This is a genomic window from Clostridium sardiniense (assembly GCF_019753795.1).
Classification (GTDB): Bacteria; Bacillota; Clostridia; order Clostridiales; family Clostridiaceae; genus Clostridium; species Clostridium sardiniense.
This window is the reverse complement of the sequence record NZ_JAIKTU010000006.1, coordinates 79,935-95,821: the sequence shown is the minus strand read 5'-3', so window position 1 is coordinate 95,821 and position 15,887 is coordinate 79,935. Positions and strand designations below refer to the sequence as shown.

The window sequence follows — 15,887 nt, the reverse complement described above, 5'->3', positions numbered from 1 at the left end:
TTTATTTTGTGTAATTTAATATATATTATTCAACTGACATTAAGAAGTAGTATAAAGGTTGGTCACCTTTATATAATTGTATATCACAATCTTCATACTTTTCTTCTAACTTAGATACAAATTCATTTGCTTCATTGTCCGTAACATCTTCACCATAGAATATAGTTATAAGTTCACTATCATCATCGACCATATTTTCAAGTACTTTTTCAGCAACTTCGAATTTGTCTTCCCCAACTTCTTTAATCTTGCCTTCTACTAAGCCAAGCATATTTCCTTCTTTAATGTTTATTCCATCCATTTCTGTATCTCTAACAGCATATGTTACTGAACCAGTTTTAACAGCTTCCATTAATTCTTTCAGCTCTTCTTCATTTTCCTTTGGTTCAGCATCTCTATTGAACATTGATACACAAGTTATTCCTTGTGGAATAGTTGTTGTTGGTATTACAATTACGTTTTTATCTGATATTTCTTGTGCTTGTGATGCAGCCATTATTATATTTTTATTATTTGGTAATATGAATATATTTTCTGCATTAATTTTATCTATACAATCTAATATATCTTGTGTTGAAGGGTTCATAGTTTGACCACCTTCAATTACATAATCAACACCTAAGTCTTTAAATATGTTTGTAATTCCATCACCCATAGCAACTGTAACAAAACCATACTTCTTAATTTCTTCTTGTTCTGCTGCTTCTTCTGCTTGCTTTGCTTGTTCTTCTCTCATTTCTCCAGCTAAAAGTTCTCTATGTTCTTCCCTCATATTATCAATCTTGATCTTTGAAAGTTCACCAATCTTTACAGCTTTTGATAAGACAAGCCCTGGATCATTTGTATGAATATGAACTTTTATTACATCATCATATCCAACAACTATCATTGAATCCCCAAAAGGTTCAATTTCATTTTGTAATTCTGTTGCATGTGTCGCATCACCTAATATTATAAACTCAGTGCAATATCCAAATTTAATATCTGCATCTCCAGTTGTCTTAGCTCCAGTAACTTCTCCGCCACCTTCACCAATTTTAATATCTTTAACTTCTGCAACTATTCCATCTTTTAATGCTTCAAGCATACCTTGAAGTATTATATAAAGTCCCATACCACCTGAATCTACAACTTTCGCCTTTTTAAGTGCTGGTAATAATTCTGGTGTTTTATCAAGCATTACCTTTGCAGCAACTGTAACTTCTTCTAAAAGTTCTTTTACGTTGTGTTTTTTTGAATGCATACCTGCTTCAGCTGTAGCTCTTATAACTGAAAGTATAGTTCCTTCAGTTGGTCTCATAACTGCCTTATATGCAGAATTTGATCCTTCTTGTAATGCATTTGCAAACTCGCTAGCTGAAACTTCCTCAAGATTAGTTAATCCCTTTGAAATTCCTCTTAAAATTTGAGAAAGAATAACCCCTGAGTTACCTCTTGCACCCATTAATGCACCTTTCGCAAGCTTTTTAGAAACTTCTCCTATAGAATCTGAATCTATATTTTCTATTTCCTTAACAGCAGCTTTAAAAGTCATTGACATGTTAGTTCCTGTATCTCCGTCTGGTACTGGGAATACATTTAATGCATTAACATAATCACTCTTTTCCGCTAGCCTATTGCTTGCGTTTACTACCATGTTATAAAAATCACGGCCGTTTATCTTATTAAATTCCATTAGTCGTTTACCTCCTAGACTCTTACCGCTTGAACATTTACTGAAATTGATGCTACCTTTAGTCCAGTAAAGTTTTCTACATTATAACGTACTTTTTGAATTATATTGTTTGCTATAACAGATATTTTTGTTCCATACTCTACCATAACAAATAATTCAATATCTAATTTATCATCATCATTAATAGCTATCTTAACTCCCTTGTTAAAATGTTCTATTCTAATTAACTCCCAAAGACCTTCTGTAGCATTCTTTGAAACCATACCTACTACACCATAGCATTCCATTGTTGATAATCCAACAATCTTAGCTAAGACTTCTTCTGAGTAATGAACTTTTCCATTTTCTTTTGAAAATCCTACCATTACTATTCCTCCTCATACATATCATATCTATATTTTATATTAGAAAACTCTATTATTCAAGATTTATATGAGAATATAGGAAAATAATCTATATTTTTTTAAAATAAGCACTTGCAAAATCATATAATATTATGTTACAATGAATTCTGTCCTATTGAAGAGAAATATATCTTCACTTAACAAGGAGGTGTTTTCAAATGGCAAGAAGATGCGAAATTTGTAACAAAGGTGTTGTTGCAGGTGTTCAATACAGCCATTCACATCGTCAATCAAAGAGAACTTGGGCTCCTAACATAAAGAAAGTAAAAGCTTTAGTTAATGGAACTCCAAAGAAAGTTCACGTTTGTACAAGATGTCTTAGATCTGGTAAGGTTGAAAGAGCAATATAGTTCAAATAAAAAAAATGCATTGCATACGCACTGCATTTTTTTTATATTTTAAATTCTTATGTATTTTATTTTTTTCTTCTAAAAAATTTTATTATACTTGATATACATTTAGGTAATTTTATAGCTACTATTTTCATTTCTTCCTCCCATAAATACAAATTAATAAAAAAGAACCAATATCCCCTTTTTACATTGTATGCAAAAAAGAAATATTAGTTCCTATTTTTACTATAAACTATTTTTAGTCTCTAGTATACATAACTAAAATTATACCTGAATCAAAAGTGATATTAATATCACTCGCTAAAAATTCATTACAAATAGCTCTTGGCTCTAGAAGTGTCATATCATAGCTTGTCAAATCATACTTACCACCTCTTATAGTAAAATTCTTTACAACTTCACTTAAAGCATGAAATGATATAACCATACCTTCTTCTTTTTTTATAATCGAACTTTTATCTACTATATACATTCTATTATGCTCATCTATAATTTCCATTTTAATTTTATCTTTAAGAGCTCTAAATAGTATTCCTATATTACCTAAAGTATGATCAAGCCTTGAGCCTGTAGCTCCAAACATAAGAATATCATTAACATTAAATACCTCTTTAGCTTTTCTATAACCTAAATCAGTATCTGTATAATCTTTTTCCGAGTTATACTTTTCAATATTTACTCCATTTTCTAAGAAATATTCTAAGACCTCTTTTCTAATTGAATCAAAATCTCCTAATATTAAATTTGGAATTATATTTAGCTTATATAAAATATTACATCCACTATCTACTCCGATTATAATATCATTTTCTTTTATATATGATTTTAATAGTTTTTCTGAAGGTGGATTACCACCAGTTACTATTATTGCTCTCATTTTATGAATTCCTTTTAAGATTCTCTATATTTTTAATAACTTCACCATTCTTGTATACAGAAGAACCTGCAACAGCAACATCCACTCCAGCCTCTCTAACTGTCTTAATGTTATCTATACCAATCCCACCATCTATCTCTATTATTAAATCTTTATTATATTTTTTTCTCATTTCATCTACTTCTTTAATCTTTTCTATAGAATAATCAATGAAGCTTTGTCCTCCAAAACCCGGATTAACACTCATTATTAAAACCATATCTAATTTAGAAATTAAATCTTTAATAAGTATAGTTGGAGTTCCTGGATTTAATACAACTCCAGCTTTTACACCTTTTGATTTTATATATTGAATTGCTCTATCTATATGTTTTTCAGCTTCATAATGTATAGTTATGATATCTGCTCCTGCATCTACAAAATCATCTATGTATCTTGATGGTGATTCAACCATTAGGTGAACATCAAATATTTTATCTGTTCTGTTTCTAATAGCCTTAACTATTGGTGCTCCAAGAGTTATATTGGGTACAAAGGCTCCATCCATAACGTCTATATGTATGTAATCTGCTCCACTTTTATCTAAAAGCTCTATTTCCTCCCCTAATCTTGAAAAATCTGCTGATAAAATTGACGGTGCTATTTTTATCATTAATACTTCCTCCCTTTTAATATTTCTTCTAATGTTCTTATATAAAATTCATATCTATATTTATTAATTTTTCCCTCTTCTACAGCGCCTTTAACTGCACATCCTGGTTCTTTATGATGCAGACACCCTCTATATTTACATTCATTATTATATTTCTCAAAATCTGGGAAACAATATCTTAAATCATCTTTATCAATAAATGTTACATCTAAAGTTGAAAATCCTGGTGTATCAACAATATATCCATTAGATACATCTATAAGCTCACTATGTCTTGTAGTATGCTTTCCTCTACCAATTTTTTCACTAACTTCTCCTGTTTCCATATGCAATCTATCTGTAAGTGTATTTATAAGAGTTGATTTTCCTGCTCCTGATGGGCCACATAAAACGGTTACGTTACCCTCTAATCTTTCTTTTAAATTATCTATGCCTATTCCCTTTTTAGCATTTATAAATAACACTTCATATCCTATAGCATTAATCTTTTCTTTTAATTCTTTTCTTTCTTCTTCATTTACTAAATCGATTTTATTTAAAGCTACTATTGCCTTTATATTATTACTTTCACAAAGCACTAAAAATCTATTTAATAAATCAAAGTTTAAATCAGGATTTTTTATAGCAAAGACTACAAATGCTTGTGTTACGTTTGCAACTGTTGGTCTTATAAGCTCTGAAGTTCTATCATCTATCTTTTCAATAGTTCCTTTTCCATTTTCTATTAAAATCTCTACATTATCTCCAACCATAGGTTTAAGTGATTTATGTCTAAACTTCCCTCTAGCCTTACATTCTATTATTCCTTCGTCAGTTTTTATATAATAGAATCCACCTATTCCTTTAATTATTTTTCCCTTCATAGTTCCTCCAAAAATTTCTTTCTTACTTATTAATATAAACACTTTTCATTATTTTTTGCAACCTTTTTAAATTATGCTTTAAGAATTTATATAAATTTTAATAAATAAAAAAGAGGCACTATTGCCCCTTTTTTTATTTATTAAATTAAATATTATTAATTTTTTTTATTTTTGTTCTCTTTATGACCCGCTTCTGTACCAGTTTCTGTACTATCATCTTTTTTTATAGTAAGAGCAACACTTTTTCCATTTACATCCATACCAGTTACTATGTCATTAGGACCTGCATTACCAGGATTTGAATGTACTTTATATCCTAATCCTTCTAAATATGATGATGCATCACTAAAAGATTTTCCGATTACTTTACTACTATCAATTTGTTGTGTTTTTTCTTTATCAGTTGTTAGCGTTACTGAACCTCCTGGTTTTACAGAAGATGGAGAAGAACTCACAATATTCCCATCTTTATCATATCCATCTTGAATAGTTGCTGTAATATTATATTTAGCTAACTCCTTAACAGCATTTTTAAAGCTCATTCCACTAATTTTACTCATTATATCTATATTTTCTTCTGTGTAAGTTCCAATAGTTAATATAACATCTGAACCTTTTTCTACAGTAGTACCTGATTTTGGTGATGAATCTATTACTTTATCCTTTAATGATGGATCTGTTGTTTTGCTTGTTTGAACATTTACGTTTAATCCAAGAGAAGATAATTTGTCTCTAGCTTCTCTTTCAGTTAATCCCTTCAATGAAGGTATAGTAACATTTGTTGTCTTTTTGCCTTTACTTACAACTAAATTAACAGTAGTATCTTTAGTGACTTCACTATCTTTTGATGGATCTTGTGAAATTACTTTTCCTGATGATATACTATCGCTATATTCTTCCGTAACATTTATATTAGTTATTCCAATACTATTTAGCTTAGTTTTAGCATCATCTAAAGTATCTTCAACTACATTTGGCATATATGTTTTTTCTTCACCACTAACTGTAACATTTATAGTTGTTCCTTCATTAACTGCTTCTCCAGCTTTAGGATCAGTTTCTAATACCGTTCCAGCTTTTTTGTCACTTTTAACTTCTTTAATTTTAACAACTTTAAGTCCAAGACCACTTGCTTCTTTCTGAGCATCTTCAAAAGCCATACCAACAAGATTTGGAACATTTACTTTCTTAGGAGAACCTCCTCCTCCAAGCATAAAGTATCCCCCAACACCTAAAAGTGCAATAATAACTACAGCTGCTATACCAATTATAATTCCTTTACTGCTTTTTTTATGTTGATCCTTCTTTTTAGGTTTCTTTTCTTCTTCATAATTATCATCTTCTGATTCATCATAATAGCCATCATCTTCATCATAATATTCATCATCTTCATCATCATAATATTCGTCTTCTAAGTCATTATGATCATCTTTTGTTATTATTGGCTCTTTTATAGCATCCATTACAATAGTATGCTGAGTAGTTGCTTGAGTATCATTTCCAATTTTACTAGCAGCTCCAATTTCAGCATCTGGATTTTCTTTTATTTTTTCAAGATCAGATATTAGCTCTTTAACATCTTGATATCTTTTATTTGCATCCTTTTCCATACACTTTAATACAACTTTATTTAAGCTTTCAGGAATTTTACTATTTAACTCCTTTGGCGGAATTACTTGTTCCTGAAGATGCTTTAAAGCTATTGTAACAGGAGAATCTGCTTCAAATGGCACTTTTCCTGTTAACATTTCATACATTACAACACCTAATGAATAAATGTCTGTTCTATCATCAATAAAACTTCCTTTTGCTTGCTCTGGTGAGAAGTAATGTGCTGAACCTAAAATAGTACTTGTATTTGTTAATGTTGCAGAATCTGAAGATTTAGCAATACCAAAATCAGTTACTTTAACTAAACCATCTTCAGTAACCAATATGTTTTGAGGTTTTATATCTCTATGAATTATATTATTTTTATGCGCACAATCTAAAGCTTTTGCAACTTGAATTGCAATAGTTATAGCAGTCTCATAACTTACTTTACCAAACTGTTCTATAACTTCTTTAAGTGTTTTACCATTCACTAGTTCCATTACAATATAATTAGTATCTCCTTGAGTACCTACATCTAGAACATTAACTATATTGTTGTCAGATAGCTTCGCTATGGCAGTTGCTTCTTTTTTAAACTTACTAACTATTTCTTCATTATCTGAGTACTCAGCTTTTAGAATTTTAACCGCTACATATCTATTTAGCTTATTACATCTAGCCTTATAAACAATAGCCATGCCACCTTCGCCAACTTGCTCAAGTAGTTCATATCTATCGCCTAATATTTCCCCATTCATATTATCTCTCCTCCAAACAACATCACTGTAATATTATCTCTGCCTCCATTTTTATTAGCTTCATCTACTAAGTATTCACAGGCAAGTTTATTGTTTTTTTCTCTCTTTAATATATTGTTCATTTCATCAATTGTGACTTCATTAGTTAATCCATCTGAACATATTAGATATTTATCATATTCATTTAGCTCAAATTTAAATATATCTACTTCAACATTTTCACTAGTTCCAACAGCTCTTGTAATAATGTTTTTATTTGGGTGATTCATTGCCTCAGTTTCTGATATACTTCCAGCATCTAAAAGTTGCTGAACTAAAGAGTGATCCTTTGTAAGCTTATATACAATATCATCCTTAACTCCAAAACAAGAACTATCACCTACATTTGCAACAATTACTTTATTATTATAACACAAACATGCTGTTATTGTAGTTCCCATTCCCTTTAACTTTTTATCACTTGCTGAATAATTATATATATTAGAGTTTACTTTTTTTATTGCTTCTTCAAGAACATTATCACAAAACTCATTAATATTATCATTTACAAATTTTATAACTTCACTAACTGCCATTTCACTAGCTACTTCACCTGCATTATGGCCACCCATTCCATCTGCAACTACGTAAATACTATAAGAATCATCTTCAAAGTAACCAAAACTATCTTCATTAAATTTTCGTTTTATTCCAACATCACTTTTATATCCTACCATATACTCTCCCCCTAACTTTGGGACTTAATGTAACTTCTTCTCAATTGCCCGCATGCTGCATTAATATCTCCGCCCATTTCTCTTCTAACTGTAGCTTCAATTCCTCTATCTTTAAGAATTTCTGCAAAAGTTTCTACAGTTTTATTAGAAGATCTTTTAAATGAATTTTCTTTTACTTCATTTACAGGTATTAAATTGACATGACAAAGCATTCCTTTTAATAATTGCCCTAAAGATTTAGCATCTTCTTTACTATCATTAACATCTTTTACTAGTGCATATTCAAATGTTACTCTTCTATTAGTTTTGTCAATATAGTAATGACATGCATCTAAAATTTCTTTTATTGAATATTTGTTAGCAATTGGCATTATCTCTCTTCTCTTTTCATCACTAAATGCATGTAATGAAATCGCAAGTGTTATTGTCATACCTTCATCTGCTAATTCATAAACTTTAGGTACTAATCCACATGTTGATAGTGTAATATGCCTTTGACCTATGTTAAATCCATATTCAGAAGTCACTTCTTTTAGGAATTTTAAAACATTGTCATAATTATCAAGTGGTTCCCCACTTCCCATTAAAACAATATTTGATATTCTTTCTCCTAATACCTTTTGAGCTATCATTATTTGTGAAAGAATTTCACCAGAAGTCAAGTTTCTCACTCTACCATCTATTGTTGATGCACAGAATTTACATCCCATTCTACATCCAACTTGAGTAGAAATACATATTGTATTTCCATGTTTGTATTGCATGATTACACATTCTATTAAATTTCCATCATTAAGCGCTAAAAGTAATTTCCTCGTATTATCATCTGATGACTTAAAACATTCAACAACCTCAGGAATTAAAATTTCAAAGTTTTCATTTAACTTTTCTTTTAATGACTTTGGTATATTTTTCATATCATCAAAATTCCATATATCTTTGTACATCCATGAAAATACTTGTTTTGATCTAAAAGCACTTTCACCATTTTCTTTTAACCATGATGCAAATTCATCTAAAGTATAATCTAATAAATTTTTCATAAAATTTCTCCTACTAAATTTTCTTAAGTTTAGCCATAAAGAAACCATCCATATACTCATTTGGAAAAACTGTTAACATATCATTTTGATATTTTAAATTATCTCCCTTGCCTATGAATACTTTCTCTAACTTACAGTCTTTATGTTTATTTAAGAACCATTCAATGTTTTGCTCGTTTTCTTCTTTATTTAAAGTACAAGTTGAGTAAACCATAGCTCCACCAATTTTTAAATATTGCCATGAATTTTCCATAATATCTCTTTGTACTTTAACTATTTCTTTAAGTTCTTCACGATTTTTATTCCATTTAATTTCTGGTTTTCTCTTTATTATTCCTAGACCTGAACATGGAACATCTAAAAGTATTTTATCAGCAAGACCTACAAGCTCTACGTCTATCTTTGTAGCATCCATTTCTTTTAATTCTACATTATCTATTCCTAGTCTATCACAATTTTCTTTAATTAATCCTAATTTATTTTCATGTAAATCAAAAGCTAAAACTTTTCCTGTATTCTCAAGAAGCTCTGATATATGAGTTGTCTTACCTCCAGGTGCACTACATAAATCTAATACAGTTTCACCATGCTTTACATCTAAAAGTGGTGCAACTAACATAGCACTTTCATCTTGAACAGTTATCTTACCTTCATTAAACAATTTATTATTTTCTACACTTTTTCCACCTTTAATTGAAATAGCCTCAGGACATATATATCCTTCTTCTACATTATAACCATTTTCTTCTAACTCTTCAAACACTTCATCAAAGTTAGATTTTAATGAATTTACTCTAACTGTTACCTTTGGAGTAAAGTTTAATCCATTTAGAATTTTTATAGTATCTTCCTCTCCATATTGTTTTATAAATAATCTTATAAGCCATGGTTCAAAAGAATATGTATAGGCTAGTTCATATATTTTATTTTTAAAGTTTAACCCTGACTCACCTTTTTTACCATAAGTTCTTAAAATACCATTAACTAATTTGCTTGATCCTAAAGATATTTTTTTAGCTTGCTCTACAGCTTCATTACACGCAGCATAACTTGGAACCTTATCTAAAAATTTCAATTGATACATTGCCATTCTTAGGATATTTAATACTCTTTTATCCATTATCTTTATATCTTTAACAAATGAAGCTATAAGAGTATCTAAACTACTTTTTCTTCTTATAGTTCCATAAACTATTTCTGTTACTAATGCTTTATCTTTATCATTAAGGTCTGAATTGTTTAATTCATTTGATAATGCTAAGTTTGAATAAGCCCCTTCATTAAATACCCTATTTAGTACTTTTAAAGCTATGCTTCTACTATTCATAAAATACCTCTTCTTTCAGTTTTTCTTAATCTATTAATCTATAATACTTTTTAATTATCTCTTTTACTAATTGCAATTAATCTTAATAACTGTGCAATTGCCATTAATGCAGATGCAATATATGTCATAGCAGCTGCTCCTAATACTTTTTTAGCACCACTCACTTCATCACCATATAATATACCTCTTTTATCTACTATATTAATAGCTCTGCTTGATGCATTAAACTCAACTGGAAGTGTTACTAATTGAAATACTACTACTCCTGAAAATAATACAATTCCTAAATTAACAAGCAAACTATTTCCCATAAACAGCCCAATAACAAATAAAATCCATGAAATACTCGAACCAAAATTTACAACTGGAACAATTGAATTTCTAATCATAAGCGGCTTATAAGCTTCTTTATGTTGAATTGCATGACCAACCTCATGAGCTGCAATTCCAGCAGCTGCAATTGAGGTCCCGCTATATACTTCTGGAGATAATCTAAGCACTTTATTCCTTGGATCATAATGATCTCCAAGTTTTGTATTTACCATTTCAATATTTACAAAAGAAAGTCCTGCTTCATTTAGCATCATTCTTGCAACTTGCTCACCTGTATACCCATTCATAGTTCTTATATTTCTATATTTATTATAAGTTGAGCTAATTCTTGCTTGAGCCCAAAAACTAACTAAAAGAGCAGGTATTAATATAAGCATTGTTCTATCAAAATAAAATGGATAATACATAAATATCTCTCCTATCTACCTAATATAAATTCTTTATTAACCTCATGACCATTTATATATTGTTCTACCATTAAAGGTTTTGAATTCGGGAATTGCATTTTTTTAATTAAAAGAACACCTTCTCCAGTAGAGACTTCTATTCCCTTCTTTGAGACTTCTATTATTTTTCCGCACTCTGCCTTACTTTCTTTATTTAAAGCTTCACTTTCAAATATTTTCATAGTGCTTCCATTATATAAAGTATGTGCAACAGGCCAAGGATTTAATCCTCTAATCATATTATGAATTTCTTTAGCACTCTTATTCCAATCAATTTCAGCCATCTTTTTATTTAGCATTTTAGCATAGAAAGTTTCATCACTTTGTTTTTCTGGACTTTGTTTTTCTGGCGTTATAGTTCCATTAACTACACCTTCTATTGTATCAACTAAAAGCTTTCCGCCTCTTTCTTTAAGGATATCATAAAGTTCTCCTGCATTCATGTTGTCAGTTATTTCAACTTCATCCTTTAGAAGCATATCTCCAGTATCAAGCCCAACATCCATAAGCATAGTAGTGTTTCCTGATACCTTTTCTCCATTTATAATTGCCCAGTTTATAGGAGCTGCACCTCTATACATAGGAAGTATTGATCCATGTAAATTTATACAACCATACTTTGGTATGTCAAGAACTTCTTTAGTAAGTAATTGACCAAATGCTACAACTATAATAAAGTCTGGATTCATTTCTTTTAGCATTTCAATCATTTCTTTTTCATCTTTTAATTTTTCTGGTTGATATACCTTAATATCATGCTTTAAGGCTTCCTCTTTAACTGGTGAAAAAGCTAATTTCTTACCTCTACCTTTTGGTCTATCTGGTTGAGTAAATACTGCCTCTACTCCATATTTATCTATTAATTCTTTTAAAGATGGAACTGCAAAATCTGGTGTTCCCATAAATACTATCTTCAAAAGTATCCCTCCTTTTTTGTGTTAGTAAACTTTATCTTACTTTATCTATAAATAAAATACCATTTAAGTGATCATTTTCGTGTACAATTGCTCTTGCAAGTAATTCTTCACCTTCTAAAATAAATTCTTCACCTTTTTCATTTAAAGCCTTTATCTTTACATAGTTTGGTCTTTCTACATCTTCAAATTCACCTGGTACACTAAGACATCCTTCTTCTCCATATTGACTTCCTGAAGTTTCAAGAATTTCAGGATTTATAAATACTCTAGCACCTTCTCCATCATAAACATCTATAACAAATATTCTTTTAAGTATTCCAACTTGTGGCGCTGCAAGACCAACTCCATCAGCTTCATACATAGTATCTATCATATCTTCTATTAATGTTAAAGTTCTATTATCTATTTTATCAACAACCTTACTATTCTTTCTTAATACTTCATCACCTTTAAGTCTTATCTTTCTAATTGCCATGAAAAATTCCTCCTATAATAAATTATTTGGGTTTATATCAATATTTACTCTTATTTCATTATATACACTCTTATTCATTTCATAAAGTCTATCTTTTATTTTTTTAGCTACTTCATCTATAATTTTGCCCTTAATTAAGATTTGCCATCTATACTTATCCTTAATCTTTCCAACTATACATTGAGTTGGCCCTAGCAGTGTTATTTCATCATCTAATAATTTATCAACTTCCTTAGCTATAGATTCCATAAATTTTTTTAATTTTTCTTCATTTTTTGAAATTCCTCTTATAAGCAGTATTTTTCCAAAAGGTGGATATCCCATTCCTTTTCTTATAGCAATTTCTTCTTTAAACATGCCTACATAATCATTATCTATAGCATACTTTAAACTTGGATGATTTGGAGTATAAGATTGTATTATAACTTTTCCTTCTTTATCTCCTCTGCCTGCTCTTCCTGCAACCTGAGTTATTACCTGAAACGTCCTCTCACTAGATCTATAATCAGGTATATTAAGTGACATATCAGCAGCCAATACTCCAACTAAGGTAACTCCTTTAAAATCTAAGCCTTTTGTTATCATTTGGGTTCCAATTAATATATCAGCTTCTCCTCTTTTAAAAGAATTGTATATTTTTTCATGAGAATCTTTATTTCTTGTTGTGTCAGCATCCATCCTAAGAATTCTAGCGTCTTTAAAATATTTTCTAACTTCATTCTCTACTTTTTCAGTACCAGCTCCAAAAAACTTAACATATTTACTCTTACATTTTGGACAAATTTTAACTTGCTTTTCTGTTCTGCCACAATAATGGCAAACTAAGTATCCATTTTTATGATAAGTCATAGATATGTCACATTTATGACATTTAAATACATATCCACAGCTTCTACAAGAAATAAATGTAGAAAACCCTCTTCTATTTAAGAATAATATAATTTGCTCTTTTCTCTCTAAAGCTTCTTTCATTTCTTTATAAAGTTTTCTTGAAAACATTGAAAGATTCTTAACTTTAAGTTCTTCCCTCATATCTACTATTTCCATAGTAGGAAGAGGTTTATTATCAACTCTATTATTAAGTTCAATTAATTCTACTTTTGAGACCATAGCATCTGCAAAACTTTCAACAGATGGCGTTGCAGATCCTAAAATATATTTACATCCCTTTATAACACTTAAAAATTCTGCTACTTCTTTAGTATTATACTTAGGGTTATGTTCAGATTTATAAGTTCCTTCATGTTCTTCATCGATAATTATTAATCCTAATTTATCTACCGGAAGGAATATTGCACTTCTAGCTCCAACTACAAGTCTACACCTTCCTGATTTTACTCTATACCATTCATCGAATCTTTCACCATCTGAAAGCCTACTATGAAACAGTGCAACATCTTCTCCAAATCTCCCTTTAAATCTTTCAATCATCTGTGGAGTTAATGCTATTTCTGGAACTAAAACAATAGTTCCCTCTCCTCTATTTAGTACCTTTTCTACTAAATTCATATAAATTTCAGTTTTCCCCGATCCTGTTACACCCTTTAAAAGCACTCCATTTTTATCTGTGTTTTCAATCCTTAATATTGCTTGTTTTTGTTCTTCTGTTAAATCTTTAGAATTATCTTCTTTATAAATCCTACGATTAAATCTCTCTATTACTGTCTCTTCAACAGATAAATAGCCTTTTTCTATTGATTTATTTATTACATATGTAGAAAAGTTATATTCTTTAGATAATTCTGCTTTAGAAAATAAACAATCATTATCTTTTATAAATCTAATAAGATTTTTATATTTTTCTTTATTTTTTATATCTTCATAAAAATCATTAACAAACTTAATAACTTTTTTCTTTTTGCTTTTTAGTCCTTTAATAAGTCCAGTTGGTATTAAAACCCTTATTGCATCTATATGTTTGCAAAGAGTTTTCCGTATTAAAAATTCTATCATAAGCAAATCTTCTTTTGTAAGAATAGGTTCTTCATCACATAATTTAATTATTTCTTTAACCTTATATGTATCATTAAATTCAGTTGAAAGAGCCATAACAAACCCTTCTGTAGGTTTATTTCTCACTCCAAATGGAATCTTAACTCTGTGACCTACACTAATTAAAGGAACTAGATCATCTTTAACTTTATAAGTGAATGGCTTATCTATCTCTACAGCGTCACTATTTACAATTACTTCAGCATATAGTTCCATTTTATAAGTTCACCCTTTCAAAATTCTTCTTAATAAGAGAAGAAAGCGCATACTTAGCGCTTTCTTTCAATAACATCAAACAAATTACTAGCTACTTCTCTTTTACTCATTATATCAAGTTCTTTTATAGAACCATCCTTTGAAATTACAAAAACTTTATTTTGATCACTACCAAAACCTGTTTCTTTTGATGTAATATCATTTGCTATAATATAATCAAGATTCTTTCTCTTTAATTTGCCTTTTGCGTTTTCTATCAAATTACTACTTTCAGCAGCAAAACCAATTAATACTTGGTTCTTTTTCTTTTCCCCAAGTTCCATTAAAATATCATTATCTCTAGTAAATTCTATATTTAAATTCCCGTCACCTTTTTTTATTTTCTCATCGCTATATTCCTTAGGCTTATAATCAGCAACAGCTGCTGACTTTATAACAATGTCAGATGAATTATAATGATCAAGGACAGCCCTTCTCATTTCAGAATTTGTATCTACTTCAATAATTTCTATTCCATGTGGTTTCTTTATATTCTTAGCTCCAGTTACAAGTACAACTCTAGCCCCTCTATCTCTTGCTTCTTCTGCAATAGCATATCCCATTTTCCCAGTTGAATTATTTGTTATAAATCTAACTGGATCTATATTGGCTCTAGTAGGTCCTGCTGTTACAAGAACTTTCTTACCTTCTAAATCTTTAGTTGGGTGAAGTGCTGTTAAAACATGCTCAAAGATAACTTCTGGCTTTGGAAGTTTTCCTTTGCCAACATCTCCACATGCAAGTCTTCCTGAATCTGGTTCTATAAACTCATATCCATATTCTTTAAGCTTTTTAATATTAGCTTGAACAATTGGATTTTCATACATATTTGTATTCATTGCCGGCGCAAATATAACCTTAGCTTTAGTAGCCATGATAGTAGTGGATAACATATCATCTGCTATACCATTTGCAACTTTACCTATTATATTGGCTGTAGCTGGTGCAACAAGCATTATATCTGCTTTTTGAGCAAGACTAATATGTTGAATTTCCCACGCCTTTGGTTCTGCAAACATATCAGTTATAACCATATTTTGACTAATTGACTGAAATGTTAATGGTGTAACAAATTGAGTAGCTGATTCAGTCATTATGACTCTAACCTCTACTCCTTTTTTACGAAGAGCGCTTACAACATCTAATGCTTTATAAACTGCAATTCCTCCACAAACTCCTAATACAACGCATTTATTCTTATACATAGT

General features: G+C 29.8%; 15 protein-coding genes. 1 reads left to right on the top strand and 14 read right to left on the bottom strand.

The window, feature by feature from the left end; all coding sequences use genetic code 11:
• Positions 1-25 precede the first annotated feature (25 nt).
• Together K5V21_RS08685 and K5V21_RS08680 are read right to left on the bottom strand one after the other, a co-directional pair.
• Positions 26-1,675: a DAK2 domain-containing protein gene (locus K5V21_RS08685; protein WP_221860899.1), complete on the bottom strand. Its 1,650-nt coding sequence runs from the start codon at positions 1,673-1,675 to the stop codon at positions 26-28.
• 14 nt (positions 1,676-1,689) lie between these two features.
• Positions 1,690-2,040, bottom strand: a complete 351-nt coding sequence (locus K5V21_RS08680) for an Asp23/Gls24 family envelope stress response protein (RefSeq protein ID WP_204595246.1) — start codon at positions 2,038-2,040, stop codon at positions 1,690-1,692.
• Between the two features lie 197 nt (positions 2,041-2,237).
• Here K5V21_RS08680 and rpmB point away from each other — a divergent pair, with 197 nt between their 5' ends.
• Positions 2,238-2,429: a 50S ribosomal protein L28 gene (rpmB, locus tag K5V21_RS08675; RefSeq protein WP_039316116.1), complete on the top strand. Its 192-nt coding sequence runs from the start codon at positions 2,238-2,240 to the stop codon at positions 2,427-2,429.
• Between the two features lie 241 nt (positions 2,430-2,670).
• Here the strand turns inward: rpmB and K5V21_RS08670 are convergent, their stop codons facing one another.
• The 12 genes from K5V21_RS08670 to coaBC form a co-directional block, all read right to left on the bottom strand.
• On the bottom strand, positions 2,671-3,309 hold the full coding sequence (locus K5V21_RS08670; protein ID WP_204595245.1) for a thiamine diphosphokinase: 639 nt from the start codon (positions 3,307-3,309) through the stop codon (positions 2,671-2,673).
• Position 3,310: 1 nt separating this feature from the next.
• Positions 3,311-3,961 (bottom strand): ribulose-phosphate 3-epimerase, encoded by a 651-nt coding sequence (gene rpe, locus K5V21_RS08665; RefSeq protein ID WP_204595244.1) that lies wholly within the window; start codon positions 3,959-3,961, stop codon positions 3,311-3,313.
• A complete protein-coding gene (rsgA, locus tag K5V21_RS08660; RefSeq protein ID WP_221860897.1) occupies positions 3,961-4,824 on the bottom strand; it encodes a ribosome small subunit-dependent GTPase A in 864 nt (287 codons plus the stop codon). The genes rpe and rsgA overlap by 1 nt, the downstream gene beginning before the upstream one ends.
• Before the next feature lie 155 nt (positions 4,825-4,979).
• Positions 4,980-7,175, bottom strand: coding sequence for a Stk1 family PASTA domain-containing Ser/Thr kinase (pknB, locus tag K5V21_RS08655; RefSeq protein ID WP_221860895.1), 2,196 nt, complete (start codon positions 7,173-7,175; stop codon positions 4,980-4,982).
• Complete coding sequence (locus K5V21_RS08650; RefSeq protein WP_221860893.1) at positions 7,172-7,891, bottom strand: Stp1/IreP family PP2C-type Ser/Thr phosphatase; 720 nt, start codon at positions 7,889-7,891, stop codon at positions 7,172-7,174. Before K5V21_RS08650 ends, pknB begins: the two co-directional genes overlap by 4 nt.
• 11 nt (positions 7,892-7,902) lie before the next feature.
• On the bottom strand, positions 7,903-8,934 hold the full coding sequence (rlmN, locus tag K5V21_RS08645) for a 23S rRNA (adenine(2503)-C(2))-methyltransferase RlmN (RefSeq protein ID WP_221860891.1): 1,032 nt from the start codon (positions 8,932-8,934) through the stop codon (positions 7,903-7,905).
• 13 nt (positions 8,935-8,947) lie between these two features.
• Positions 8,948-10,261, bottom strand: coding sequence for a 16S rRNA (cytosine(967)-C(5))-methyltransferase RsmB (gene rsmB / locus K5V21_RS08640; RefSeq protein ID WP_221860890.1), 1,314 nt, complete (start codon positions 10,259-10,261; stop codon positions 8,948-8,950).
• Between the two features lie 50 nt (positions 10,262-10,311).
• The gene (locus K5V21_RS08635; RefSeq protein ID WP_221860888.1) at positions 10,312-11,001 is read right to left on the bottom strand and encodes a zinc metallopeptidase; all 690 of its coding nucleotides are present in this window, start codon (positions 10,999-11,001) and stop codon (positions 10,312-10,314) included.
• 11 nt (positions 11,002-11,012) lie between these two features.
• A complete protein-coding gene (gene fmt / locus K5V21_RS08630) occupies positions 11,013-11,957 on the bottom strand; it encodes a methionyl-tRNA formyltransferase (protein ID WP_221860886.1) in 945 nt (314 codons plus the stop codon).
• Between the two features lie 31 nt (positions 11,958-11,988).
• The gene (def, locus tag K5V21_RS08625) at positions 11,989-12,432 is read right to left on the bottom strand and encodes a peptide deformylase (protein ID WP_221860885.1); all 444 of its coding nucleotides are present in this window, start codon (positions 12,430-12,432) and stop codon (positions 11,989-11,991) included.
• Positions 12,433-12,444: 12 nt separating this feature from the next.
• On the bottom strand, positions 12,445-14,640 hold the full coding sequence (gene priA / locus K5V21_RS08620) for a primosomal protein N' (protein WP_221860883.1): 2,196 nt from the start codon (positions 14,638-14,640) through the stop codon (positions 12,445-12,447).
• 53 nt (positions 14,641-14,693) lie between these two features.
• On the bottom strand, positions 14,694-15,884 hold the full coding sequence (gene coaBC / locus K5V21_RS08615) for a bifunctional phosphopantothenoylcysteine decarboxylase/phosphopantothenate--cysteine ligase CoaBC (protein WP_221860881.1): 1,191 nt from the start codon (positions 15,882-15,884) through the stop codon (positions 14,694-14,696).
• Positions 15,885-15,887: the final 3 nt, after the last annotated feature.

What these genes read in the sequence shown, in the direction of transcription:
- K5V21_RS08685 (WP_221860899.1), bottom strand. Translation starts at nt 1,675, where the DNA reads ATGGAATTTAATAAGATAAACGGCCGTGATTTTTATAACATGGTAGTA.
- K5V21_RS08680 (WP_204595246.1), bottom strand. Translation starts at nt 2,040, where the DNA reads ATGGTAGGATTTTCAAAAGAAAATGGAAAAGTTCATTACTCAGAAGAA.
- rpmB (WP_039316116.1), top strand. Translation starts at nt 2,238, where the DNA reads ATGGCAAGAAGATGCGAAATTTGTAACAAAGGTGTTGTTGCAGGTGTT.
- K5V21_RS08670 (WP_204595245.1), bottom strand. Translation starts at nt 3,309, where the DNA reads ATGAGAGCAATAATAGTAACTGGTGGTAATCCACCTTCAGAAAAACTA.
- rpe (WP_204595244.1), bottom strand. Translation starts at nt 3,961, where the DNA reads ATGATAAAAATAGCACCGTCAATTTTATCAGCAGATTTTTCAAGATTA.
- rsgA (WP_221860897.1), bottom strand. Translation starts at nt 4,824, where the DNA reads ATGAAGGGAAAAATAATTAAAGGAATAGGTGGATTCTATTATATAAAA.
- pknB (WP_221860895.1), bottom strand. Translation starts at nt 7,175, where the DNA reads ATGAATGGGGAAATATTAGGCGATAGATATGAACTACTTGAGCAAGTT.
- K5V21_RS08650 (WP_221860893.1), bottom strand. Translation starts at nt 7,891, where the DNA reads ATGGTAGGATATAAAAGTGATGTTGGAATAAAACGAAAATTTAATGAA.
- rlmN (WP_221860891.1), bottom strand. Translation starts at nt 8,934, where the DNA reads ATGAAAAATTTATTAGATTATACTTTAGATGAATTTGCATCATGGTTA.
- rsmB (WP_221860890.1), bottom strand. Translation starts at nt 10,261, where the DNA reads ATGAATAGTAGAAGCATAGCTTTAAAAGTACTAAATAGGGTATTTAAT.
- K5V21_RS08635 (WP_221860888.1), bottom strand. Translation starts at nt 11,001, where the DNA reads ATGTATTATCCATTTTATTTTGATAGAACAATGCTTATATTAATACCT.
- def (WP_221860885.1), bottom strand. Translation starts at nt 12,432, where the DNA reads ATGGCAATTAGAAAGATAAGACTTAAAGGTGATGAAGTATTAAGAAAG.
- priA (WP_221860883.1), bottom strand. Translation starts at nt 14,640, where the DNA reads ATGGAACTATATGCTGAAGTAATTGTAAATAGTGACGCTGTAGAGATA.
- coaBC (WP_221860881.1), bottom strand. Translation starts at nt 15,884, where the DNA reads ATGTATAAGAATAAATGCGTTGTATTAGGAGTTTGTGGAGGAATTGCA.